General features: G+C 54.3%; 25 protein-coding genes and 1 tRNA gene. 20 read left to right on the plus strand and 6 right to left on the minus strand.

Going from position 1 to position 20,069, the window contains the following annotated elements:
* Position 1: 1 nt before the first annotated feature.
* From B5D23_RS01270 to B5D23_RS01280, 3 genes are all read right to left on the minus strand, one after another.
* Positions 2–241 carry a FeoA family protein gene (locus tag B5D23_RS01270; RefSeq protein ID WP_078683575.1) on the minus strand — a complete coding sequence of 80 codons (240 nt, stop codon included), beginning with the start codon at positions 239–241 and terminating at the stop codon, positions 2–4.
* A 174-nt stretch (positions 242–415) separates the two neighbouring features.
* Positions 416–754 (minus strand): FeoA family protein, encoded by a 339-nt coding sequence (locus tag B5D23_RS01275; RefSeq protein ID WP_159445867.1) that lies wholly within the window; start codon positions 752–754, stop codon positions 416–418.
* A 43-nt stretch (positions 755–797) separates the two neighbouring features.
* Positions 798–1,607, minus strand: coding sequence for an AMIN domain-containing protein (locus tag B5D23_RS01280; RefSeq protein ID WP_078683577.1), 810 nt, complete (start codon positions 1,605–1,607; stop codon positions 798–800).
* A 460-nt stretch (positions 1,608–2,067) separates the two neighbouring features.
* Between B5D23_RS01280 and B5D23_RS01285 the strand changes: the two genes are divergently transcribed.
* Positions 2,068–2,158, plus strand: a tRNA-Ser gene (locus tag B5D23_RS01285).
* Positions 2,159–2,277: 119 nt separating this feature from the next.
* On the opposite strand, the gene B5D23_RS01290 is transcribed toward B5D23_RS01285, so the two are convergent.
* Positions 2,278–3,279: a zinc-binding alcohol dehydrogenase family protein gene (locus B5D23_RS01290; protein WP_078683578.1), complete on the minus strand. Its 1,002-nt coding sequence runs from the start codon at positions 3,277–3,279 to the stop codon at positions 2,278–2,280.
* A gap of 117 nt (positions 3,280–3,396) precedes the next feature.
* Here B5D23_RS01290 and B5D23_RS01295 point away from each other — a divergent pair, with 117 nt between their 5' ends.
* Complete coding sequence (locus B5D23_RS01295) at positions 3,397–3,777, plus strand: winged helix-turn-helix transcriptional regulator (protein ID WP_078683579.1); 381 nt, start codon at positions 3,397–3,399, stop codon at positions 3,775–3,777.
* Here B5D23_RS01295 and B5D23_RS01300 read toward each other — a convergent pair.
* Both B5D23_RS01300 and B5D23_RS01310 read right to left on the minus strand, forming a co-directional pair.
* On the minus strand, positions 3,774–6,149 hold the full coding sequence (locus B5D23_RS01300) for a putative bifunctional diguanylate cyclase/phosphodiesterase (RefSeq protein WP_078683580.1): 2,376 nt from the start codon (positions 6,147–6,149) through the stop codon (positions 3,774–3,776). The two genes, B5D23_RS01295 and B5D23_RS01300, sit on opposite strands and share 4 nt — an antisense overlap.
* Positions 6,150–7,241: 1,092 nt before the next feature.
* Complete coding sequence (locus B5D23_RS01310) at positions 7,242–7,490, minus strand: hypothetical protein (protein WP_078683583.1); 249 nt, start codon at positions 7,488–7,490, stop codon at positions 7,242–7,244.
* Between the two features lie 109 nt (positions 7,491–7,599).
* Here B5D23_RS01310 and B5D23_RS01315 point away from each other — a divergent pair, with 109 nt between their 5' ends.
* The 18 genes from B5D23_RS01315 to B5D23_RS01395 all read left to right on the plus strand — a co-directional run bounded on the left by B5D23_RS01315 (position 7,600) and on the right by B5D23_RS01395 (position 20,059).
* The gene (locus tag B5D23_RS01315; RefSeq protein WP_078683584.1) at positions 7,600–8,079 is read left to right on the plus strand and encodes a hypothetical protein; all 480 of its coding nucleotides are present in this window, start codon (positions 7,600–7,602) and stop codon (positions 8,077–8,079) included.
* Between the two features lie 21 nt (positions 8,080–8,100).
* Positions 8,101–8,544 (plus strand): DUF5675 family protein, encoded by a 444-nt coding sequence (locus B5D23_RS01320; protein WP_078683585.1) that lies wholly within the window; start codon positions 8,101–8,103, stop codon positions 8,542–8,544.
* Positions 8,541–8,714, plus strand: a complete 174-nt coding sequence (locus B5D23_RS14980; protein ID WP_159445868.1) for a hypothetical protein — start codon at positions 8,541–8,543, stop codon at positions 8,712–8,714. Before B5D23_RS01320 ends, B5D23_RS14980 begins: the two co-directional genes overlap by 4 nt.
* A 9-nt stretch (positions 8,715–8,723) precedes the next feature.
* Positions 8,724–9,254: a hypothetical protein gene (locus B5D23_RS01325; RefSeq protein WP_078683586.1), complete on the plus strand. Its 531-nt coding sequence runs from the start codon at positions 8,724–8,726 to the stop codon at positions 9,252–9,254.
* Entirely contained in the window at positions 9,232–9,435 is a 204-nt protein-coding gene (locus B5D23_RS01330; protein WP_078683587.1) for a hypothetical protein, read from the plus strand. The genes B5D23_RS01325 and B5D23_RS01330 overlap by 23 nt, the downstream gene beginning before the upstream one ends.
* A 257-nt stretch (positions 9,436–9,692) precedes the next feature.
* The gene (locus tag B5D23_RS01335; RefSeq protein ID WP_078683588.1) at positions 9,693–10,127 is read left to right on the plus strand and encodes a terminase small subunit; all 435 of its coding nucleotides are present in this window, start codon (positions 9,693–9,695) and stop codon (positions 10,125–10,127) included.
* Positions 10,124–11,611: a terminase large subunit gene (locus B5D23_RS01340; RefSeq protein WP_078683589.1), complete on the plus strand. Its 1,488-nt coding sequence runs from the start codon at positions 10,124–10,126 to the stop codon at positions 11,609–11,611. The genes B5D23_RS01335 and B5D23_RS01340 overlap by 4 nt, the downstream gene beginning before the upstream one ends.
* Positions 11,612–11,630: 19 nt before the next feature.
* Positions 11,631–11,864: a hypothetical protein gene (locus B5D23_RS01345; protein ID WP_078683590.1), complete on the plus strand. Its 234-nt coding sequence runs from the start codon at positions 11,631–11,633 to the stop codon at positions 11,862–11,864.
* A 2-nt stretch (positions 11,865–11,866) separates the two neighbouring features.
* The gene (locus tag B5D23_RS01350) at positions 11,867–13,576 is read left to right on the plus strand and encodes a portal protein (protein ID WP_078683591.1); all 1,710 of its coding nucleotides are present in this window, start codon (positions 11,867–11,869) and stop codon (positions 13,574–13,576) included.
* Entirely contained in the window at positions 13,573–13,857 is a 285-nt protein-coding gene (locus B5D23_RS01355; RefSeq protein WP_078683592.1) for a hypothetical protein, read from the plus strand. The genes B5D23_RS01350 and B5D23_RS01355 overlap by 4 nt, the downstream gene beginning before the upstream one ends.
* Entirely contained in the window at positions 13,826–14,626 is an 801-nt protein-coding gene (locus B5D23_RS01360) for a hypothetical protein (RefSeq protein WP_078683593.1), read from the plus strand. The genes B5D23_RS01355 and B5D23_RS01360 overlap by 32 nt, the downstream gene beginning before the upstream one ends.
* 3 nt (positions 14,627–14,629) lie before the next feature.
* Positions 14,630–15,541: a major capsid protein gene (locus B5D23_RS01365; RefSeq protein WP_078683594.1), complete on the plus strand. Its 912-nt coding sequence runs from the start codon at positions 14,630–14,632 to the stop codon at positions 15,539–15,541.
* 10 nt (positions 15,542–15,551) lie between these two features.
* Positions 15,552–15,947 (plus strand): hypothetical protein, encoded by a 396-nt coding sequence (locus tag B5D23_RS01370; RefSeq protein ID WP_078683595.1) that lies wholly within the window; start codon positions 15,552–15,554, stop codon positions 15,945–15,947.
* A gap of 61 nt (positions 15,948–16,008) precedes the next feature.
* Entirely contained in the window at positions 16,009–16,437 is a 429-nt protein-coding gene (locus B5D23_RS01375; protein ID WP_078683597.1) for a hypothetical protein, read from the plus strand.
* A 2-nt stretch (positions 16,438–16,439) separates the two neighbouring features.
* A complete protein-coding gene (locus B5D23_RS01380) occupies positions 16,440–16,994 on the plus strand; it encodes a phage connector family protein (protein ID WP_078683599.1) in 555 nt (184 codons plus the stop codon).
* Positions 16,995–16,997: 3 nt separating this feature from the next.
* The gene (locus B5D23_RS01385; RefSeq protein ID WP_078683600.1) at positions 16,998–19,103 is read left to right on the plus strand and encodes a phage tail protein; all 2,106 of its coding nucleotides are present in this window, start codon (positions 16,998–17,000) and stop codon (positions 19,101–19,103) included.
* Positions 19,104–19,112: 9 nt separating this feature from the next.
* Entirely contained in the window at positions 19,113–19,565 is a 453-nt protein-coding gene (locus B5D23_RS01390; protein WP_078683601.1) for a GNAT family N-acetyltransferase, read from the plus strand.
* On the plus strand, positions 19,565–20,059 hold the full coding sequence (locus tag B5D23_RS01395) for a hypothetical protein (RefSeq protein ID WP_078683602.1): 495 nt from the start codon (positions 19,565–19,567) through the stop codon (positions 20,057–20,059). Before B5D23_RS01390 ends, B5D23_RS01395 begins: the two co-directional genes overlap by 1 nt.
* The last annotated feature ends 10 nt before the right edge of the window (positions 20,060–20,069 follow it).

Genomic DNA, 20,069 nt, shown 5'->3' on the forward strand with positions numbered 1-20,069 from the left:
GTTACTCCGCTACTTCTACTGTGATGTGATCTGCTTCGTTGTTTCGAAGAGAAAGGGTAAACCCTTTCATGCGCAAGGCAACAGGATCTTTGAGCGGAGCGCGTCCTACAACGACAAGTTCAGTTCCGGGAACAAGCCCCATGTCGCGGATGCGACGGCCAAGTTCCCCCATCGCTCCGATGGTTTTGATAACGGCTTTTTGTCCAACCTGAAGCTGGCGCATATTCATAACCTTGCCCATTTTGACTCCTTTTGCGCATAAAAACACGGCGTTCTCTGCACCGTGGTGGCGATAACGCGAAACCACGGTGGTTGAGCTGGGCACTGTAGGCCATAACTGCCGCTGGGACAAATAAAAAAGGTCGAGCCAAAGGCATCGACCAGTTCGGGGCAAAAAAAGAGGTGGAATGTCTGCTTATGCAGTTTGGCGATCCTGATCCTGTACTGGAGTCGCCATAACGTACTGGGCCATGTCTTCACCAAGGATAAGGTCGCAGTTGCGAACTCGCAAGCAGCATGAGCCAGCATTGTGCCTGCAAATTTCAGCGCGCGTCCCAGGCGTGAGACCCATGGCAAGGAGTCTGCACCGCTGACGGGGGCATCCCTGAATATCCGCAATGGCTACCTGACTGCCGCCGGGATATTCACAAAGGGCGCGGCTCTTTCGGCAATGACGATGACATTTACGTTTCCACATGCGTTGAGAATTAATTTCAATGAGAATGAATGTCAAGTGCTTCGGGCGCTTCGTCATCAGCTTTTTTTGTGAATTTGAACGCCCTCTTGATATCATTAGTTTATTTTTTGAACTGGACGTGAAGCCCCTTGTCGCTTGTGTTTACCAGAGGGAGTTTCTGGCTGTGGCTCACAAGGTCAAGGACGATGCGAATTTTGTCTGGATGGTATCCCATGCGAATTGCACGCAGGTTGCCTTGCTGCATGGCAATGTGCTTTCGTCCCCGGTATGTCCAGCTCCCATCTATGTCTATAATGAAACGGGGGGGCGTCTTGAGCGAGAAGGTGTGGAGTTCGGGCAGGGGAGATGTCGAGCGGAAGATGATGCTGTGAACCTGTCCACCCTGTGCAGAAATTTCTGGCTGGAACAGGATATTTTGACTGCTCAGTGAGCTGACCGTCTGGGAGGCATCAGGGCTGGCCATACTTTGGGAAAGATCTGGTGAATCTGGACGTGGCTTTGCCGGGCTGTCCTGCTTTGGTGCCATTTTGTGGGTGTCAGAAGGACTTTGCGGGAGCGTTTGTGTTTTGGGCTGCGGTGTGCTTGGGGCAGGTTCCTGAGCTTTTTCATGGCGAGGAGCCATGCGCAGGGTTTGAGAGTAGTCCTGCGGGGTGTCCTTTTGGCTTGGCGGATAGCTCTCGCCACGGCGTGAGCTGACTTTGATTTCTGTCTGGAGCTGTTTTTCGGGGGCAACCGCAGAGCTGGAGACGTGCTCACGAACAACGCCCTGTTCTGCAGGCTGCTTGGAGGGCGTCAGAAGCCAGATTGCCAGTGACGCAAAAATAAGGCCCGCAATGGCCCACCATAGTCGTTTATGAATGATGAGATTCGGAATGACGTCCTCCGGTGAATCTGCCAGAGACGCCTGCAAGGCGTGGTTTTTGGCAGGAAGAGCGTTAGTGTGTCAGCTTTTGTGTATTCACGTCTTTGAAGTATACGTGTATTTATGGGCCATTGCAAAAGGAAAGCCTCTCTGATGCGGGAGTGTGAAATGAATATTGGCCTATTCTGGGGCGGAACAGAGAATTTGCAAGGAACATTTTTTGAAAATACGTGTGCTATGACTTGGGGAATATGTGTCTTTTTGTGGGGCTTTGTTTGGCGAGAATGAATCACGTCTCCCTGAGTGCATGAGTGATATGCTCTCTGTAGAGCAAAACACAGTTGTTTTGTTTTGAGAGCTGGCGTACAAAAGGAATGAAGCTGGAGCATGGGAAAAAAATGAAAAAAATAAAAATCCATGCTTGACAAAGAGGCGCGAAAAACTCTATTGCTTACATCCCGCACGTCGGAAGCGACATGCAGGGAAAAATATGGTTTATTAAAACCTTGGAGAGGTGGCCGAGCTGGCTGAAGGCGCACCCCTGCTAAGGGTGTATAGGGGGAACCCTATCGAGAGTTCGAATCTCTCCCTCTCCGCCACAGAATATAAAGGCTTACGACATTGTCGTAGGCCTTTTTTGTGTTTTGCCCTTATGAAAAAAAGACGCCCCCATCTGCATTGCGGATGGGGGCGTTTGTCGTTGTATGAGGAAGACGTCCTAGAAAACAAGTACCTGTTTTCCAATCATTTTTCCGGATTCCTGCTCAATGTGCATTTTGCGAATGTTTTCTGCATTCAGTCCGGAATAGGTCAGGCGGCAGGTTGAGCGCAGTTTTTTTTCGTCCAAAAGCTGCGCCACGTTACTCAGTAGCTCGCCCTGTTTGTGCATGTCTGCAGTCTGGAACATGGAGCGTGTGTACATGAATTCCCAGTGAAGGCTTACGCTTTTGGGCTTAAAAACGGTGAGGTCCAGTGGATTCTCCGGGTCGTCGATAAATGCGATTTTCCCCTGTGGGGCAATGCATTCTGCCATAGCGTTCCAGTGGCGTTCCATCTGTGTGGTGCAGAAAATGGCATCCACATGCTCTGTACCCGTGGCACGGAGTTCCTTCGCAAGGTTGTGACGGTGATTCAGAATGAAGTCCGCACCACGTCCCTTGACCCAGTCTATGGTATCTGGACGGGATGCGGTTGAGAAGACAGTGAGTCCTGCCCAGTGTGCAAGCTGAGTCGCAATGGAGCCAACACCGCCTGCGCCACCAATGATGAGTATGGATTTCCCCGCGTTTGCACCCTTGGCCGGGGTGAATTGCAGGCGCGTAAACAGTGCTTCCCATGCGGTAATTGAGGTCAGGGGCATTGCGGCTGCGTGGGCATCATCCAGCGTCTTGGGGGCCAGCGCAACAAGACGCTCGTCGACGAGCTGGTATTCGCTGTTGGTTCCGGGGCGGGTCAGGTCTCCAGCATAAAAGACTCGGTCGCCAACGGAAAAATTGCTGACCTCGGAGCCTGTTTCCTCGACGCTCCCTACTGCATCCCAGCCCAGAACAGTATCCTGCTCCATGCGGGTCCGAACTTTTGTGTCGACGGGGTTCATGCCTGTTGCTGCAATTTTGATGAGCAGGTCCCGCCCCTGTGCCTTTGGCTGTGCACTCTTTTCTGTCCGGAATGCATCAGGAGACGTTGCTGCGCTTCCTGCCTGAGAAATAATGACTTTCATTATGACCTCCTGTATCGTCGTGCAGTGAAAAATCCTGTTATGGAGTCTCTACAGTAGCAGGGCTTGACCGCTTTGCAATACCGAACATTTAAGAAGCACAGGAACAAAAAGGAAACCATGAAGAAGAAACATACGCGCTTTTGCTGTCATCATGGCTGTCCGGTTGAAGCAACATTGCAAATGATTGGTGGAAAGTGGAAAGGAATTTTGCTGTATCACTTGATGGATGCCCAAAAGCCTTTGCGGTTTGGAGAACTTTTGCAGGCCGTGAATACAGTGACCCGTCCGGTGATGACCCGGCAGCTCAAGGAAATGATTCGGGACGGCCTTGTCACGCGGGAAGTTTTTCCTGTTGTGCCGCCACGTGTGGAATATGCGCTGAGTGACAAGGGGAAAACCCTGATACCTGTTCTTTTGGCGCTCAAGGAATGGGGAGAGACCTACGGTCCTGCTCAGGATGTGAAAAAAAGCAAAGAGGAAGACTGCTCAGCAGGCTAGCATGTGGGTGCTGGCGGAAGCTGAGACATGGCTCCGTGCTGTATTCTGTCTTCCTTGAGGAGTTTGTACAGGGTCTCGTGGTTGACCGGTGAGTTGAAGTAAAAGCCCTGAATTTCATCACAGTGCTTCTCAAGAGCAAACTCAAACTGCTCTAGATTTTCTACGCCTTCGGCCACAATGCGTTTGCCCAGATTCTGGGCAAGCATGGACATGGTTGCCACAAGGTTTCCTGCAAGTTTTGAGTCTGGCGCGTCCTGAATAAAGCTTTTGTCGATTTTGAGCGTCTGGATAGGGAGCCTGTGCAGGTAGTTGAGCGAGGAGTAGCCAGTGCCAAAGTCGTCAATGGCAATTCTGATTCCCTCTTTGTTGAGCTGCTGTAAAACGCGGGCTGTTTGTCGGATGTTTGGAATAAGTGTGGATTCTGTGAGCTCCAGCTCAAGAGCCGCAGGAGGAAGGCCTGTTTCCCGGAGCATTCGTTGCACGCGGTCCGCAAAGTCTTTTTGGTAGAGCTGTTGCGCAGAGAGATTAACGGCAACACGAAGTGGACCAAGTCCTTCCTTGAGCAGGTACTGGGTTTCGCGGCAGGCGGTCCGGAGAACAAACTCTGAAAGCGCAAAAATAATTCCGGTTTCTTCGGCAACAGGAATGAACTGGTCCGGCCCAATAGGGACTGAGCCTTCCTGATTCCAGCGAATAAGGGCTTCAAAGCCAGAAATTCGCTGCGTTTTGGCGTCGTGTATTGGCTGGTACAGGACGTAAAAATCTTTTTCGACGTTTGCGGAACGCAGGGCGTTTTCGATCTCAAGGCGTTTTTGCGCCCGGGTGTTCAGCTTCCGTGAATAAAAACGATAGGTGTTTTTCCCGCAGCTTTTTGCGTGATACATGGCGAGGTCTGCATTGCGGATCAGCTCCGCAGAGTTGTGCGCGTCATGTGGAAAAAAGCTAATTCCAATGCTTGGGGTTATGTAGAGCCTTCGCCCCTCAATTTCAAAGGGCGCTTCAAAGGATTTCAGTATCTGGTGTGAAATCTTTCGGGCGTCATCCTTTCCTGTTCCGTTTTCAACAAGCACAATAAATTCATCGCCACCCTGCCGGAAGACGTGAGTCGTTATGGGAAGTCTTTCCTTCATGCGCTGCGCGACGTTCTGGAGGAGCCGGTCTCCTGTGGGATGTCCAAGGCTGTCATTGATCGTCTTGAAGTTGTCGAGATCCATGAAGAAGAGGGCAAGTTCCTGCCCTTTTTTCTGGGCGCACTGGATTGTCGAGCTGAGGGTCTCGGTGAGGTATCGACGGTTTGGCAGGCCTGTTAGTGCGTCATAAAAGGCCTGCTCTTCAATTTTGTGTTCTTTTTGTTTGATGCTGGTGACGTCGTGCAACAGTGCGAGATAAATCTGATGATGCTCCAGCTTGAGCGGAAGTTTTGAGACGCTGAGTTGAAGAGGGAATTCTTCGCCGCAGCTGTGGGCGCCCTGGAGTTCTCCAAACCATGTGCTTTTTCGGCGCAGGGCGTGGATGATTTTTGCGTAGTCCTGCGCATGGTGTTTGTTGCTGCAAAATGAATGGATAGGGAGACCGAGGACATGTTCTCGGGGGAGGCCGACCAGATCGCAGAAGGCGGGGTTTGCAGCCTGAATGAGGCCGTCATGCCGGAAGATGGCGATGCCTTCCATGGCACTGTTAAAAATCTGTTCATAGAGCTGAAGACGCTGTTTTTCTGGTGAAATAAGCGTGTCAGAAATAAGGGCGATGACAAAGTCCTGATCCTGGAATGGGGCATGAAGGTGAAGCCCTAGCTCCGTGTGTCCACCCGGTAGCATGTTGGATGTTTTCCAGTAAAAAATGTGCGAGCGGTATGGACTCGCTTCGGAAATTTCCTTTTGGAGTCGTTCGTAGCTTTGAGGGGACGCTGAGTAAATTTTAAAGAGCTTGGTTGGAAGGTGGACGTCTTTGGGAATTCCAAACTCTTTGTAGAGGGTTGGATTGCCGCAAAGGCAGGTGCCGTCTTTGCCAAGCAGAAGGCCGGGGATAGGAATGTTTGTAAGTATGTCCTTGAGTATGGAGCAGGCGTTGTCTGTATTGAGATTAAGGTCCTGCTTGTTCGTGTCCCAGCAGGAGAAAAGCACCATGTCGAGGGGAAGCGGGGTGAGGTGCCCGCAGAGTTCTTTTCCGAGCAGGGAGAGCGTGATGTCTTGTGGGTGATGCTGGGTCCAGCTCCGCTTGAGGCAGTGCAGGAAGGAGAGCGTGCGCTGAGGGTGCCCGCCGTGTGTCTGGATGTGGACGGGCGATGAATAAAACATCTCCGAGTCGCCCTCTCCAAGGGCTTCGAATGTTTTCCCAAAGTTTTGGGTACGGTAAACGTAGAACCGAATCACGAAATCCCTCCAGCCAAAAGCGGCAATGACGGTGAGCTACGAGTATAGCACATGTGGAGCACTCTGTGTCATGACTCGCGGTGTGTGAGCCGAGAAAGGCGAAGATTTTTTTTCTCAAAGTCAAAAGAAGAGTGATTGTAGAATATTGGCCTGTAGCAGAACCTGCGAGAAAAAGAGAAAAATATCGAGTGGGTGATTGACGGGAGAAAGACCCGACTGGGCGGTCGAATTCGTGAAACCGCCTTGACAAATAGGCGATATTGGCCTATCTGTCAAAGCGTGGCTCACAAAGGGGACGAGCTTATTGATGCGGTGGGACGGATCTGTGCGCGAGGGGCCTGCGCCGAGTTCTACAGGTGCGCATTCGAGCATACGCCTTGTGTCGTGATCGTCGCGGGCAGGGTGGAGTGAAGAAAGGTCGCGCGTCTTCGGTTTCCCAAAGCTCTGTTGCAAGAGTCGACAGCTGCTGTGCCAAGAGGCCGGAAAGACAGGAGAGTCCTTCTGGGCTTGGAGCAGGCAGACAGTCTGCCGAGTTAAGAGCATCTTCGATGAATCGGAGTGCGGAAGCAGCGCGAAAGAGTTCGGATATAGGATCCGGCTGGGCAGCATTCTGCATAATGTTATACGACATAGTCCCTCCAGTAGGTGTTCAGGTGACGATATGTAAGAGCAAAGTGTCATCGAACATTCGATATGCTTCCTCTGGAAAAAATGGATATACTATACAGGATATGCAGTCCAGTAAGATATTGAAATTTTGTAGTAAATACAGATATTTGTGTTTCAAAATGCAGTCTCATACGATTTTAGATTTATCGTATTTTTACTACAGTGCATTGCAGATGGTTTTTCTATTTTTGTTGTGCTTCCATGAATATAGAAGAGTGGATTAAAGAGCTAGAGGATTGTGTGCAGTATTCATCTCTATTGCATTGCTGATGAATTGCACACATAAAGAAAGAGCGTAGAGAGGCTACGCGATAAAGATATGAAAGAATTTTTGAATATGAGGGTACGGAAAAAGAAGGTGAGACCCTTGCGGTGTCTCACTTGCGGGGGTGCCTGATGCAAGAAAGGAAAAGAGAAGGCGAACTATTTTAAAGACTGCTGAGCTGTCCAGCACAAAGCAGGGAAATCCACATGGACAGCTCGTGCAAGGCGAACTGCATCTTCCATGCGCAGATTTTGTCCTGAATTGCGAATCTTGCGATACGCTCCAACTGGATCTCTGTGTTCTGGGAATGCAGCTCGTGCAATATCAGAATGGCTACGGCCCTGTGAAAGTCGGGCTTCTTCAATGGCCTGCATAAAGGCATGTACAAAATGGGTGGCTTCTTCCATGCCGTGATTTTCACAGGATTTTTTTTACAAAGCAATAGGCTAAAAATACCTAGGCTTGTTTCACCTGAAAATCCTTGGCGCTCAGAGGCGCAGAGGGAGGGGGAGAGTCATGAATCCTCAGGATGTTGAGCACAGTGTTTTTGTTCCAATCCCTGTCCGGGGGATGCGGCAGTTTTTCCTTGTGAACGGGCAGGGTTTTGTTCGGGTCAGAGCGGATTCAATGCTCCAAAATCCCTGTCCATGGCTCTGCCCAGACTTTGGGGAGCATGGAATTCACGGCCCTCTCTACACGCTACGTGCCGCGGGGAAGAAGAAAGAGATCTCTGTTCGTCAGCTCCTGCGTGCTCTGGGTAAACCGTTTTCTGGGGTGAACCGGGCGTGGTTTCGGGATGTCTGCACCTGCGTGGAGCAGCTGAATGCTCGGTACCAGAATCTGTGGGAATCGCGGCAGAGCCTGAACCGCATGGAACGGGAAAGCATTGCCCGGATGCTCCACAAGAGTGCGAACTTTGGGCTGCGGACCTGCCCGTGGGCCAGCGGACAGATGGAAGGAAGCGCATTGGGTGCTGATCCCGTCTTGGGTTTTTAGACAGAAAAGAGGGGAGGAGAGATGCACACTCATACAGAACCCCGGCCAGTGCTGGAGCTTTTGCGGGTGGAGAATGGCGCGGATGGCTGCTTTGGGGTCTTGCGCAAAAATGGCCGGATTCTTTGTCTGACGCTGGAACCGGGCTGGCGTGAAAACCGGGTGCTTATTTCCTGCATTCCAGAAGGGACCTACGCCATGACCGCACATGTTTCGCCACGTTTTGGAAAGTGCTTTGCGCTTTCTGGTGTGCCGGATCGAACGGAAATTCTCATTCATCCAGGGAACACTGCGCAGGATACACAGGGCTGCATTTTGCCGGGGCTTCGGCTTGGCATTTTGTCTGGGCGGCGGGCCGTGTTGATGTCCCGTGATGCCTTGCGAGCACTGGACGCCGCGCTCAAAGACTGCGGACAGATGACGCTTCGCATTGTGAACCTGTGGGAAGAGCTGGAGGCTGCATCATGATTTGTCCTTTTTGCGGTGGCAAAAGCCACGTGATGCGCACCCGCCAGCGTCGGGATGGTTCTGTGTTGCGTTTTCGGTGCTGCACGGAGTGTCTGCGGATGTTCCAGAGCGTGGAGCGGGTGGAAACCCGGTCGCTGGAGCAGCCGCTTCGGGAAAGCGTCAAACCCTGAGGAAGACAGATGGCAGACTGGAAAGACATTGGAAAGATTGTCGCAGGAGTGGCCCCGGTTTTGGGTGCCGTGCTTGGCGGGCCTGCTGGAGCCATTGCTTCGGCAGCAGGGAGTCTGGTGGCGTCCTGTGTCGGCTGTGACCCAAGCCCGGAGTCCGTATCTTCGGCTCTCAGGAATCCAGAACTTTTGTTGCAGTTGCGGAGCCTTGAGCAGGAGCAGCAAACGCGGCTTCTGGAGTGGCAGGGCGAGCAGCTTCGTTTGTCTCTGGAGATGGAGCGGGAGCTGAGTCGGCGGCATGAAGCAGACATGCAGAGTGACTCATGGCTCTCAAAAAATGTCCGTCCGCTTTGTGTTCTGCTTTTTACCGTTGCCCTGATTGGGGGTGTGTTCGGGCCGGATATTCCGGCGCAAAAGCTGTCTGTGCTTACCGATCTGGGGTTTGGCGTCTATGGCTACTATTTTTTGGGCCGCTCGGTTTTTGACAAGGGGGCAGTGCGCCTTCGCATGGGGAGGGACCATGCAGGAAACAAGTCAGGCTGAACTCTTGGCTCGGATTGATGAGCGGGTAAGCCGCATCATGCAGGATATTGGGGAGCTTAAAGGAAAACAGCATTGCCGTGAGCATGCTGAAAAACTGAAAAATCTGGAGCGGATTGTGTACGGGGTGCTGGCTGCAACCCTTGGGCTGCTCGTGCGAGCTGTGTACTCGGCGCTGTGCTGAGGGCACAAAAAAAGCCCGGTTCATCGCGGATGCACGGAATACAAGAACGCATTTTTGTTTAATGGGACTTGCGTCCCTGCGTACTCTCCCCGGCAGGCCGAGCCTGCTCGGTGGAAACATCGCGTATTCGTCGTGTTCATTCTCGAGATCAGTTCATCTCGCCAATGTTCCAGGCACCTTTAGAGTTAATCATTTTTGCGCAAAAGGCAAGAGGGGGGAAGCGTGGGAATAGTGTTTTCTGACCGGAGGATTTGGGGATGATTCAGAAGGACGGTTTGCGCATGACGCCACGTCAGGAGCGATTTGCCGCAGAGTATGCGGTGAGTGGTGATGCGGAAGAAGCCGCCCTGCGCGCTGGCTACAGCGAAAAAACAGCAAAACAGACAGGAAAACGGTGGCTTGCGGATGAGCGGATTCAAAAAGCTGTTGCTGCATTTCAGGATGACAGCACAGCCCATGACGCCGTGACCCGCCAGTGGGTGATAGCCCGGCTCAAGGATGTTGCAGAGCGCTGCATGCAGGCCGTGGCTGTCAGCTCTGGCAAAGGGGAAAACGCGGTTACGGAATACCGTTTTGACGCATCCAACGCGAACAGGGCGCTGAGTCTTTTGGGAAAGTATCTCCACATGTTTAACGAGAAGCCCGAGAGTACAGCGGAAACACATGAAGACACACTGGACAGTCTGGAATGAATGAAAGGGAAAAAGCAATACGGCGGCGGCTTATGCAGGACTTTCCGCACTATGCATCCCGCTGTCTGTGGATTCGGACCAAGAGCGAAGGGCTGGCACCGTTTTTACTCAACCGTGCCCAGCGCTATCTGCACAGGCGGCTTGAAGAGCAGCGCAGGCGGACCGGTCAGGTCCGGGCACTGGTGCTCAAGGGGCGGCAGCAAGGCTGTTCTACCTATGTTGGCGGTCGATATTTTTGGAAAGTCACGCACGCCAAGGGCACGCGGGCGCTGATCATGGCGCATGAGATGGAGGCCAGCCGTGGGCTTTTGGAGATGGCTCGGCGTTTTTACGAGCACTGTCCAGAGCCGGTGCGTCCCAAAAGCGGGCATGACAATGCCCGGGAGCTGGAATTCCCTCGGCTGGATTCTGGTTATCGCGTGGCCACTGCTGGCGCGCGAGGAGCGGGGCGATCCCAGACTGTGCAGTATCTGCATGGATCGGAGATCGCGTTCTGGAAAAACGCCGCAGAGCACGCCGCTGGTGTTTTGCAGGCTGTGCCAGATGCCGCAGGAACAGAAGTCGTTCTGGAATCCACGGCAAATGGCATGGGGGATTTTTTCCATCAGGAATGGCAGCGGGCTGAGTCTGGAGAAAGTCCTTTTCAGCCTGTGTTCATTCCATGGTTTTGGCAGCAGGAGTACCGCCGGGACTGCCCGGAAAGCTTTTCGCTCCGTCCGGAAGAGCAGGAATACATGCAGCTCTACGGGCTGGATATGGAGCAGATGGCCTGGCGACGAAACAAGATTGCGGAGCTGCGGGACCCTGTGCTCTTTCGCCGGGAATATCCGGCGACGGCGGCAGAGGCGTTTTCCTTTACTGGAGCTGAGCCGTTCATTGTCCCTGAGGCGGTGATGCTGGCTCGCAAGGCAAACGAACAGGGGACGGGACCGCTGGTGTGTGGCGTGGACCCAGCACGTTTTGGAAATGACGCCACCGGGATCATTTTTCGGCAGGGGCGCAGAGCGTTTGGCATTCGTCGTCTGCGCAAGAAAGACACCATGCAGACCGCTGGTGAGTGTGCGCATATTCTGGAGGCTTCTGAGCCGTATGTGAGCAAACTTTTTGTGGATGCTGGGGGACTTGGTGCTGGTGTTGTGGATCGCCTGCGCGAGATGGGATTTGCTTCGCGGCTTGTGGCGGTGAACTTTGGTTCGGCCGCCTGCCGAAATGAGCGGTACCGGAATCGCCGGGCAGAAATGTGGGCTGGGCTTCGCGACTGGCTTCTGGACCCGGTGCAGGTGGACATCCCAGACCGGGACGAATTGCACGCGGACCTTGTTGCTCCGTCTTATTCGTATGACAGCGCCGGGCGGCTGACCCTGGAATCCAAGGATGAAATGCGTGCGCGTGGGGTACGAAGCCCTGATTTGGCTGATGCTTTGGCCCTGACTTTTGCCATGCCTGTCCGCCGGGCACATGCGCGGCAGCAGTATGCTGGTTGATTGAAGAAAGGAGAGTGCGATGAGTGGAGTTTTGTTTTCATCACCACAGGTGCGGACTGTCTCGGTGCCTGTTCCAATGAGTTCGCAAAAACCGGAACGCACAGCTCAGGCAAAGGTCCCGAAGGAAGATGAGCTGCGAAAACAGGAAGAACAGATGGCTCGCAGGCGGCTTCAGCTTGGGGGCGCAGCTTCCCAGCGGGCGACTCTGGGGGACCCACATCCTGCAAATGTACGGAAAAGGACACTGGGGTAAGCATGCAGAAACAAGAGCAGTCAATGCAGGGAAGTGTTTCACTTCGCAGCCAGGTTCTGCGGCAGTTTGAAGCGCTTCGCACTGCGCGCCAGCCTTTTGAACGTGTCTGGACTGATGTCTCCAGATTTATGGGACCGGGCTATTCAGGCTTTTTGGATCTTGCGCCTCATTCAGAGCGCGAGTCCACAATCGTGGATGCCACGGCTCGCCGGGCTGCGGAGATTTTTTCCGCAGGTCTGCTTTCTGGCGCAAGCTCACCGTCAGAGCGCTGGTTCGTGCTGGGACTGGACGATCAGGAGCTGGCAGATCAGCCGGAGGTCCGGGAGTGGCTCCAGAAAGTCGAAGACCTCTTTTACCGGGTGCTGGCCGAAGGTGGCTTCTATCGCGAACAGGCCCTTGCCTATCATCAGACAGGACTTTTTGGCTGGCAGTGTCTCTACGTTGACGCCACGCCTACTGGAGGCATTCGTTTTCGCGCTTTGCCTTTGAATGAAATCTATATCTCTGAAAATGCGCAGGGAGAAGTGGATACGGTGTTTCGCCGTTTCCAGCTCTCGGCGCGGGATGCTGCGGCCCGCTTTGGGCTTGAGCAGCTTTCCGATGCCGTGCGCCGGGCCTGCGATGATCCTGCGCGGCAGTCAGAACTGTTTGCCTTTGTGCATGCGGTGTTTCCCCGTGGTGAACGGCAGCGTTCCCTGACGGAAAATCACCTGCCCTATGCCTCTGTGTATCTGGACCTCGGAGAAGGCAAGGTCATGTCTGTTGGTGGGTATGAAGAGTTGCCCTATGTGGTGGCCCGTTTTCGCCGCGTGCCTGCCAGCGCGTATTCCACAAGTCCCGGTACAGAGGCCCTTGCTGATGTCAAAATGATTAACGAAATGAAGCGGCTGGTTCTGGAAGCCGGGCAGCTTGCCGTTGCGCCGCCGTACCTTGTCCCTGATGACGGTTTTGTGGGGCGCTTCTCTTTTGAGCCACGGGCCATGAACTATTACCGCCGTGCCGAGGGGAATAGCCTTGCGGATTTTGGACCGCTTTCTGTTGGGAGCAGTCCTGGCTTCACCTGGGAACTGATGGAAAGCACGCGGCAGGACATCAATCAGGCTTTTTTTGTGGACCTGTTTTTGACCATTCGTTCGCGCATCCAGCAGGGGGGAAGCCCCACGGCAATGGAAGTTGCCGAGCTGAGTTCGGAGCGCATGTTTTTGCTGGGTCCACTTTTGGTGAATCAGCAGCAGGAGAATTTTTCGCGGCTCTTTAGCCGACTGCATCGCCTGCTGGAACGACGAGGTGAGCTGCCAGAGGCTCCGGAAATTTTGCAGGGGCAGCTTTTGCGGGCCGAGTACGTCAGTCCGCTCATGCTGGCACAAAAACAGTCCCGGAACAGAGCCATTCTGGAGACCTACAGAGATGCCCAAAGCATGGCTGGGGTGGCGCCTGAGATCTTTGACAACTTTGCTCATGACGAAAACCTGCGGCGACTCATGCAGAGCAGAGGGTTTCCGCAAACAGGAATGCGCTCGGTGGCCGAGGTTGCCGAACTTCGGGAAAAGCGTTCGCAGGCGCAGCTTGAAGCGCAGAAATATGAGCAGGCCAAGTCTTTGGCCCAGCTTGCGAAGCTGGTTCCAGATCTGTCGCATGCCCCGGAAAAGGGCAGCCCTGCGGATCTCTTGCTTGAAGCGTCGCAGGCGCAGGCAAGGAGCGGTGAGGCATGAGCATCTCAGACATGCAGGAGCGCGAACTGGCCCACGCTGTGAGCCATGCTCTGGCAACGCCAGACGGGAAAATTTTGCGGGAGTTCCTGCAAACGCACTGCTTTATGCAGCCGACCCTCTGCCCGGAAACGTGGCAGAGCGCGGAGCAGGTTTCTTTTCGCTATGGACGCATGACCCTGTTTCAGCTGCTGGAGCGTCTGGAACAGATTCATACAGAACAGCACAAACAGCACAAGGAGCAACAGGACCATGACAATGGAAGCCTCGACAGCCCCCGGTAATGGAAACGGCGCAGAGACACCTTCCGGTACACAACACTGGCTGGAAAACGTCATCCCTGAGGATGCGGTGTGGACTCAGGACGGGAAGGATGTGCCCTTGCGGGAGCATCCGGTGCTGCGGGAGTTTCAGTCTCCGGCAGACATGGCCCGTTCTCTGCTCAATGCCCGTTCTTTGGTCGGGCGCAAGACTATTGGCCTGACGCCTCTTCCGGACAATGCAACAGAGGAGCAGAAAAAATCCTTTGAAGCTGAGTTCCGGCGCATTGCAGGTGTCCCTGATTCTCCGGAAAACTATGAAATCACCATGCCCGAGGGCCGGGATGCAGATCCGCATTTTGTGGACTGGTTCAAAAAGGCTGCACATGGGCTGGCTCTTTCGCCGCAGCAGGCACAGGGGCTGGCTCAGGGCTACGAGCAGATGGTTGAGGAGTTTTTGGCGGGTGAGCCTCGGCGACATGCCAGACAGCTTGCTGCAAGTCGGGAAGAACTGCACGGGCTGTGGGGAGAAGAACTGAATGAGCGCTGTGATGCTGCATTTCAGGGACTCGACAGAACGGCTCGTACTGCCGGGCTTGACCCGCGTGAGACCAAGGCTCTGCACGAAAAAATTGCAGAAAGTCCAGAGATGATGCGCCTGTTTTCTGCCGTGGGGCAGACGTTTTCCGAAGACACTCTTGCTGGAGAGCGCGGAAGCTTCCGCCCCGCAGGAGAGTCGATTTCAACCGAACAGTTTTTCGCCGAAAATGTCTTTGGCGGAAAGGGAGCGTAAGGCATGAGCACAACAGGAACTTTGAAAGAACTTTCGGCCGCATTTGCAAAGAAGCAGCCCAAACAGGTGGACTGGCTGACCGAAGAAACTCCGGTTTTGGACGTGATTCCTTTTGAGGAAGCCTCGCACAGCCTGTGGAACGTCTTTGAGGAAGTCTCTGATGTGACTGGTGGTGGTTTTGTGGACATGGATGCACCGCTGGACTCCATTGATGTGGAATCCCGGCTGCGCAAAGTGGACCTCGCGATCATGGGCGCAAAGATGTTTTGCCCGGAGGACAAGGCCAGAGCTTTTGGCGGTCGTGACAGCTATTTTGCCAAAAAAACGCCAAAGGCCCTGCGCAAGCTGGGTGTGGATGCTGAGCGCTCGCTTTTGTATCGCAATTTCCGCAAATACGCGCTGGACAACAGCCGACTTGTGGACGCTGGTGCAGAAGGGGACTGCTGGTCCATTCTGGCGGTTCGCTTTGTGTCTGGCGAGACCACAGGACTCTATAGTCCCGGCGCATTCAAGCAGGGTGGCATTCTGAATGTGAGCGCCATCAATGGCGGTGGTCTCTACGAAAACGAGAATGGCATTCTGGGCTATGGCGTGCGCTACAAGGGCTACTTTGGCATGCAGATCGCCAATCCCAACACGGTTGCCGCACTTGTGAACATCTCGGCCAAGAAAAAGCCCACGGCGCTCATGGTGGACAACCTTCTGGACATGGTGCGGGCACAGAACAACACCTATCTGTTCTGCCACCGCAAGGTGCTGTCTGTGCTGGCAGATATTGGCAAGGGCGCTGCCTTCCAGATGATGCCCGGTGATCGTGGTGTTGATCGCCGCATTGCCGAGTGGAATGGCGTGCCCATTGTGACCAGCTACAACTTTGACGACGCCACCGAAGAGCACGTCGTCGTGAACGCATAAAGGGGGAACTATGTACGGACAGACGCTTCGGGTACACGACGAGTATTTGGCAAAAGACATGGATGTCCCGCGCAACACCGCTGCGGATGGCAATGGCTCTGTGCAGCGCCTTTCTGGAACTCTTGGCTCTGTGGAAATCATCGCGGAGGTCGCTTCTGAACTTGCACTTGCCGAGGGCAAGGAGCTGACGGTGACGATGATGCACAGTGATGGCGATGGCGCGGAATTTATCCCGCTTGGCACGGTGTGTCAGATTCATGGGAATGCCCCGCTGCCTGCTGGGGAAGTGCTTGGCCGCTACGTGCTTCCAACGCACACCAGAAAAGAGGTGAAAGTCCGTGTTGAGTGCACGGATCCTGCCGCAGATGGCAAGCTGTCGGTTTTCCCGCAGTTCCTCGCCCGCTAGCATGAACCTTTTCCCCGGGCCACCGTCGTGGTGGCCCGGCCTACAGAAGCAGGAGAACGCTATGGAATTTGCTCAGTTTGATATGCCCGGAAGCACGACTAAAACCGCGTCTGCATCTCACGGTACGGCGCAGTCTGCCCCTGCCCCAAAGGACAAAAAAGGGACGGGAGCGCGTCAGAAGGCTACAGGGCGGGCAGGGAAAAGCTCTCGCCGTGAGCAGAAAAAGGAAACAGGTTCAGAAGCCTTTCGCTTTTCTGTTCCGCAGGATGTGCTGGCTGACTTTGAGCTTGGAAAAATTGAGGCAGGAAGCCGTTACACCCTGAGTGCTGAGCTGACGGCATACGCGACGGGGACGCATGGTGACGCACAGGACATGCAGCCTTTTTCCATGCGCATCACCGCAATCGAGGCGAGGGACAAGCCGCAGGACGGGCAGGACCGTGACAGTGATGAAGCCTTTTTCCATGCGGTGTTTGAAGGAGGACTTTAGCCGTGTCCATGCAGATCATGTCTGCCGCACTGATGGAGCTTGGCGAAGAAGGCATAGGCTCGCTGAAAGAGGATTCGGAACTGGTTCGCATCATGTCGGTTTTTTATGAAACAGAACGTGATGCCATGCTGGAGGAACATCCGTGGAACTTTGCTCTTCGCCGGGTCGAACTGGCAGAGCAGGTCTCTGGTGCCGCGTTTGGGTACGCACGGGCCTTTCAGCTGCCGTCGGATGCGCTCTGTGTGGTGGATGTGGAGCCTGAGCAGAATTTTGAGCTGGAGGGGCAGAGTCTGCTGACGGATTCACCGTATGTTTTTTTGCGCTACGTGCGTCGCATTCGTCATGCCAAGGCGTTACCGCCGACCTTTCGTTCGGCGCTGGCGGCGCGGCTTGCTGCGCGGGTGGCAAAAAAAATTACCGGGTCTTCGGCAGAAAAGGAACGCATGGAAGTGCTGTATCGCGAGCGTCTGCGGACCGCTAAAAGTCGCGATGCCCAGGGCGGGGGGCGACCTGCCCCGCAACGTCCTCATGCATTCATATCCGCAAGGGAGAGCTAGGGCATGGCCTATTCAAATCCCATTCTCAACGCGTTCTCCGCCGGGGAGCTTTCTCCTCAGATGGAAGGGCGTACAGATCACGAAAAGTATTATTCGGGCTGTCGTCGGCTGGAGAATTTTATTCCCCGGCCTTACGGCAGCGTGTCCCGGCGTCAGGGGACAGAATACATCATGAAGGCACTGAGTCCGTCCGGCCCGGAGCGGCTTTTGAACTTTGATTTTAATGCGACGGAATCACAAAGCTACGTTTTGGAACTTGGCGCAGGCAAGATGCGCTTTTTTACCAGAAACGGGGTTGTGCTTGATTCCAAAAATGAAGTCTATGAGCTGGATATCCCGTGGCGTAGTGAGTTTCTGAAATCCATCCGCACTGCGCAAAACGGAAATGAGCTGTACATGGTGTGCGAGTCCACGCCGCCTTATGTGCTGCGGCGTTTTAGTCACAGTTCGTGGACGCTTGAGCCGCTTTCTCTGGACTGGCCGGGTGCGCACTGGGTGGTCAAAAAACAGGACGACAGCCCTGGGACCGGTCGTGCCGGAGAGTCCTTTGTTTTGCCGGAATATTCAGAATTTCGGGCAAACATGGTGCTCAAGATCATTGGGGGCGGAGGCTATGAGTGCTGGTACATGTATGTTGGAAACAGAACGATTCAGACAGGCATGTATGCACGGGTGATCTCTTTTAAGGATTCACCGGGTGAAGCGAGTACGAACGAGGTGGAAAGCATTCTGAATGCAGATGGCAAGCTGAATGTGAGTGCGTGGACTGTGGGGCCAGAACCAGATGAGGCAAAACCGAGCCAGTGGGGAGCCATGTGCTGGCCAAATTTTGTGGGCTTTTATGAAAACCGGCTGGTGCTCGCCGCGACCTATCGCCAGCCCCAGACGATATGGATGTCTCGAACAGGGGCCTATGGCGATTTTCGGATGAACACAAGCGGCTGGCTGCATGGCTCACAGGGGGTGCCGCTGGATGATGATGCCATTGAGCACACCTTGAGTGGTGCGCGGGTGAATCCCATTTGCTGGATGACAGATCAGGAGCATTTGCTGGTTGGAACCAATGCCTTTGAACTTAAAATCTGGTCAGGCTCAGAACTCAAGGGAATTACGCCGTCCAACTGCCAGAGTCGGCGGTTGTCTGCGTATGGCAGTTCTTCTGTTGGGGCAGAGCTGGTTTCGGATGCCGTGCTGTATGTGAGTCGAAGCGGGCGCAAGATTCGGGAAATGCAGACAGATGCGCTGAGCAGCCGATACGTTGCGCCGCAGCTGACCTTGCTTGCCGAGCATCTGACCGAGTCAGGAATCCGGGAAATGGCATACGCCCGTGAGCCAGATGGCGTTTTGTGGTGTGTGCGAAATGATGGAGAGCTTCTTGGCTGTACCTACCTGCGGGAAGAAAATATTCGCGCCTGGCACCATCATATTCTGGGAGGGGGAGGGCGTGTGAAATCCATAAGCGTTGTGCCCGGCGAGTTTGGGGACGAGCTGTGGATGGTTGTACGGCGGATGCATCTGGGGCGTCCTGCTCAGATTATTGAGCGCCTTGTCCCATATTCGGAAGGGACAGGAAAAAGCGTGTCTTTTTCTGGCGTGTATTTGGACTCCTGGCTTCGGTACAGCGGCAGCAAGGTGGAGCAGATCTCCGGCCTGGACGACATGGAGGGCGAAACGCTCTGTGTTATGGCTGACAAAGCGTTTTTGGGCTTCAAAACCGTACAGAATGGCGGCATTAAGCTTGGCTGTTCTGCATTCAATATTCTTGTGGGCTACAGCTACACGAGTCTTTTGCAGCCTATGCGTCTGGAGTTGCCTCTTACCAATGGAAGCAGTTCTCAGGGGCGAAAACGGCGAGTGATGAGTGTGATGCTCCGCTTTTTGGAAAGTATTGGCGGAGAGGTGTGCTCTGGTGATGATCGCAGGGAATCGTATGAACCGCTTTTGCCGCTTCGTCAGGAGATTTCGAGTGGTCCGCCATCTCTTTATCATGGAGATCGCGAGCTTCGCCTTCCCGGTGGGTTTCATTCCGAGGGGCTGTTTACCGTTCGGCAGACAGAACCATTTCCAATGACGATTTTATGCTGCATCCCTCAGGTGCAGGTGGAATAGGAGGGCTGTATGAGCTTGCGAATTGAGCCGTTACGGCGAGAGCACCTTGATCGAATACAGCTTCGCCCTCTTGATGCGCAGGGCTTGCACTGTGCCGGATATGACGAGCAGATTCAGGATTTTGGAGAACAAATGCTTGTGTCTGGTGTGGCGTTTACGGCACTCGCTGGCCCACGGATTCTTGCCTGTGCAGGGATGCAGTCGCTGCGTCAGGGGGTGGGCGACCTCTGGGCGCTGACGTCTCCAGAACTTCCCCGTTACGGTGTGGCATTTTGTCGCGCTGTGCGGGCGTGGCTTCCGTGGGTTTGCGCGCAGCAGGGGGTGTGGCGAGCACAGGCTCTAGTGCTGGAACAGCACCCGGTGAGCTGCCGCTGGCTTGAGTGGCTTGGCTTTGAACGGGAAGGTCTTTTGCGCCGGTATTTTGGAAAACAGAATTTCTACATCTACGCGAGGGTTCAGTAATGGCAGCACAGACACTGGCAATTGGTTCCATGCTTTTGGTTGCAGGGAGTTCGGCAATGAGTGGCGCGTACAAGGAACAGACCGCGTCGGCCCATGCCGTACAGGCGGGGCTGTGCAGCCAGCAGGCCTTGTCCGAAGGCGAAAGTGCGGTGCAGGACCTGCATGAGCAGACGGAAGAGGAAAAGCAGATCTTGCGGCTGGAACAGGAGCGGCAGCGGGCAAGCCAGCGAGTGCAGCAGGCTGCGCTTGGTGGTGAATCACAGTCGACGGCCGAGCTGCTGGCTGGGCTGGCTGGTTCGTATGATCGGGAGCTGTTTGCTTTGCGAGAGCAGGAAGCAGGTAAGGCGCGGGATATCCGATACGCAGCGCAGAAAAGATCGTATGGTTTTTTGACGCAGGCCAAGAGCTACAGCAATGCAGCTCTGTACACCTCGCGGCAGAATACACTGTCCAAAATGCAAATCGGCTCAAAGTTTATTGGCGGGCTGTACTAGGAGTGTGCAT

This window comes from Desulfobaculum bizertense DSM 18034, from assembly GCF_900167065.1.
Taxonomy (GTDB): domain Bacteria; phylum Desulfobacterota; class Desulfovibrionia; order Desulfovibrionales; family Desulfovibrionaceae; genus Desulfobaculum; species Desulfobaculum bizertense.

Excerpts from the sequence above, each read along its gene's own strand:
- B5D23_RS01385 (WP_078683600.1), top strand. The coding sequence starts at position 16,998 with ATGGCCTATTCAAATCCCATTCTCAACGCGTTCTCCGCCGGGGAGCTT.
- B5D23_RS01395 (WP_078683602.1), top strand. The coding sequence starts at position 19,565 with ATGGCAGCACAGACACTGGCAATTGGTTCCATGCTTTTGGTTGCAGGG.
- B5D23_RS01330 (WP_078683587.1), top strand. The coding sequence starts at position 9,232 with ATGCAGGAAACAAGTCAGGCTGAACTCTTGGCTCGGATTGATGAGCGG.
- B5D23_RS01320 (WP_078683585.1), top strand. The coding sequence starts at position 8,101 with ATGCACACTCATACAGAACCCCGGCCAGTGCTGGAGCTTTTGCGGGTG.
- B5D23_RS01370 (WP_078683595.1), top strand. The coding sequence starts at position 15,552 with ATGTACGGACAGACGCTTCGGGTACACGACGAGTATTTGGCAAAAGAC.
- B5D23_RS01355 (WP_078683592.1), top strand. The coding sequence starts at position 13,573 with ATGAGCATCTCAGACATGCAGGAGCGCGAACTGGCCCACGCTGTGAGC.
- B5D23_RS01375 (WP_078683597.1), top strand. The coding sequence starts at position 16,009 with ATGGAATTTGCTCAGTTTGATATGCCCGGAAGCACGACTAAAACCGCG.
- B5D23_RS01340 (WP_078683589.1), top strand. The coding sequence starts at position 10,124 with ATGAATGAAAGGGAAAAAGCAATACGGCGGCGGCTTATGCAGGACTTT.
- B5D23_RS01290 (WP_078683578.1), bottom strand. The coding sequence starts at position 3,279 with ATGAAAGTCATTATTTCTCAGGCAGGAAGCGCAGCAACGTCTCCTGAT.
- B5D23_RS01365 (WP_078683594.1), top strand. The coding sequence starts at position 14,630 with ATGAGCACAACAGGAACTTTGAAAGAACTTTCGGCCGCATTTGCAAAG.
- B5D23_RS01360 (WP_078683593.1), top strand. The coding sequence starts at position 13,826 with ATGACAATGGAAGCCTCGACAGCCCCCGGTAATGGAAACGGCGCAGAG.
- B5D23_RS14980 (WP_159445868.1), top strand. The coding sequence starts at position 8,541 with ATGATTTGTCCTTTTTGCGGTGGCAAAAGCCACGTGATGCGCACCCGC.
- B5D23_RS01335 (WP_078683588.1), top strand. The coding sequence starts at position 9,693 with ATGATTCAGAAGGACGGTTTGCGCATGACGCCACGTCAGGAGCGATTT.
- B5D23_RS01275 (WP_159445867.1), bottom strand. The coding sequence starts at position 754 with ATGACGAAGCGCCCGAAGCACTTGACATTCATTCTCATTGAAATTAAT.
- B5D23_RS01390 (WP_078683601.1), top strand. The coding sequence starts at position 19,113 with ATGAGCTTGCGAATTGAGCCGTTACGGCGAGAGCACCTTGATCGAATA.
- B5D23_RS01345 (WP_078683590.1), top strand. The coding sequence starts at position 11,631 with ATGAGTGGAGTTTTGTTTTCATCACCACAGGTGCGGACTGTCTCGGTG.
- B5D23_RS01270 (WP_078683575.1), bottom strand. The coding sequence starts at position 241 with ATGGGCAAGGTTATGAATATGCGCCAGCTTCAGGTTGGACAAAAAGCC.
- B5D23_RS01315 (WP_078683584.1), top strand. The coding sequence starts at position 7,600 with ATGAATCCTCAGGATGTTGAGCACAGTGTTTTTGTTCCAATCCCTGTC.
- B5D23_RS01310 (WP_078683583.1), bottom strand. The coding sequence starts at position 7,490 with ATGGAAGAAGCCACCCATTTTGTACATGCCTTTATGCAGGCCATTGAA.
- B5D23_RS01325 (WP_078683586.1), top strand. The coding sequence starts at position 8,724 with ATGGCAGACTGGAAAGACATTGGAAAGATTGTCGCAGGAGTGGCCCCG.
- B5D23_RS01295 (WP_078683579.1), top strand. The coding sequence starts at position 3,397 with ATGAAGAAGAAACATACGCGCTTTTGCTGTCATCATGGCTGTCCGGTT.
- B5D23_RS01350 (WP_078683591.1), top strand. The coding sequence starts at position 11,867 with ATGCAGAAACAAGAGCAGTCAATGCAGGGAAGTGTTTCACTTCGCAGC.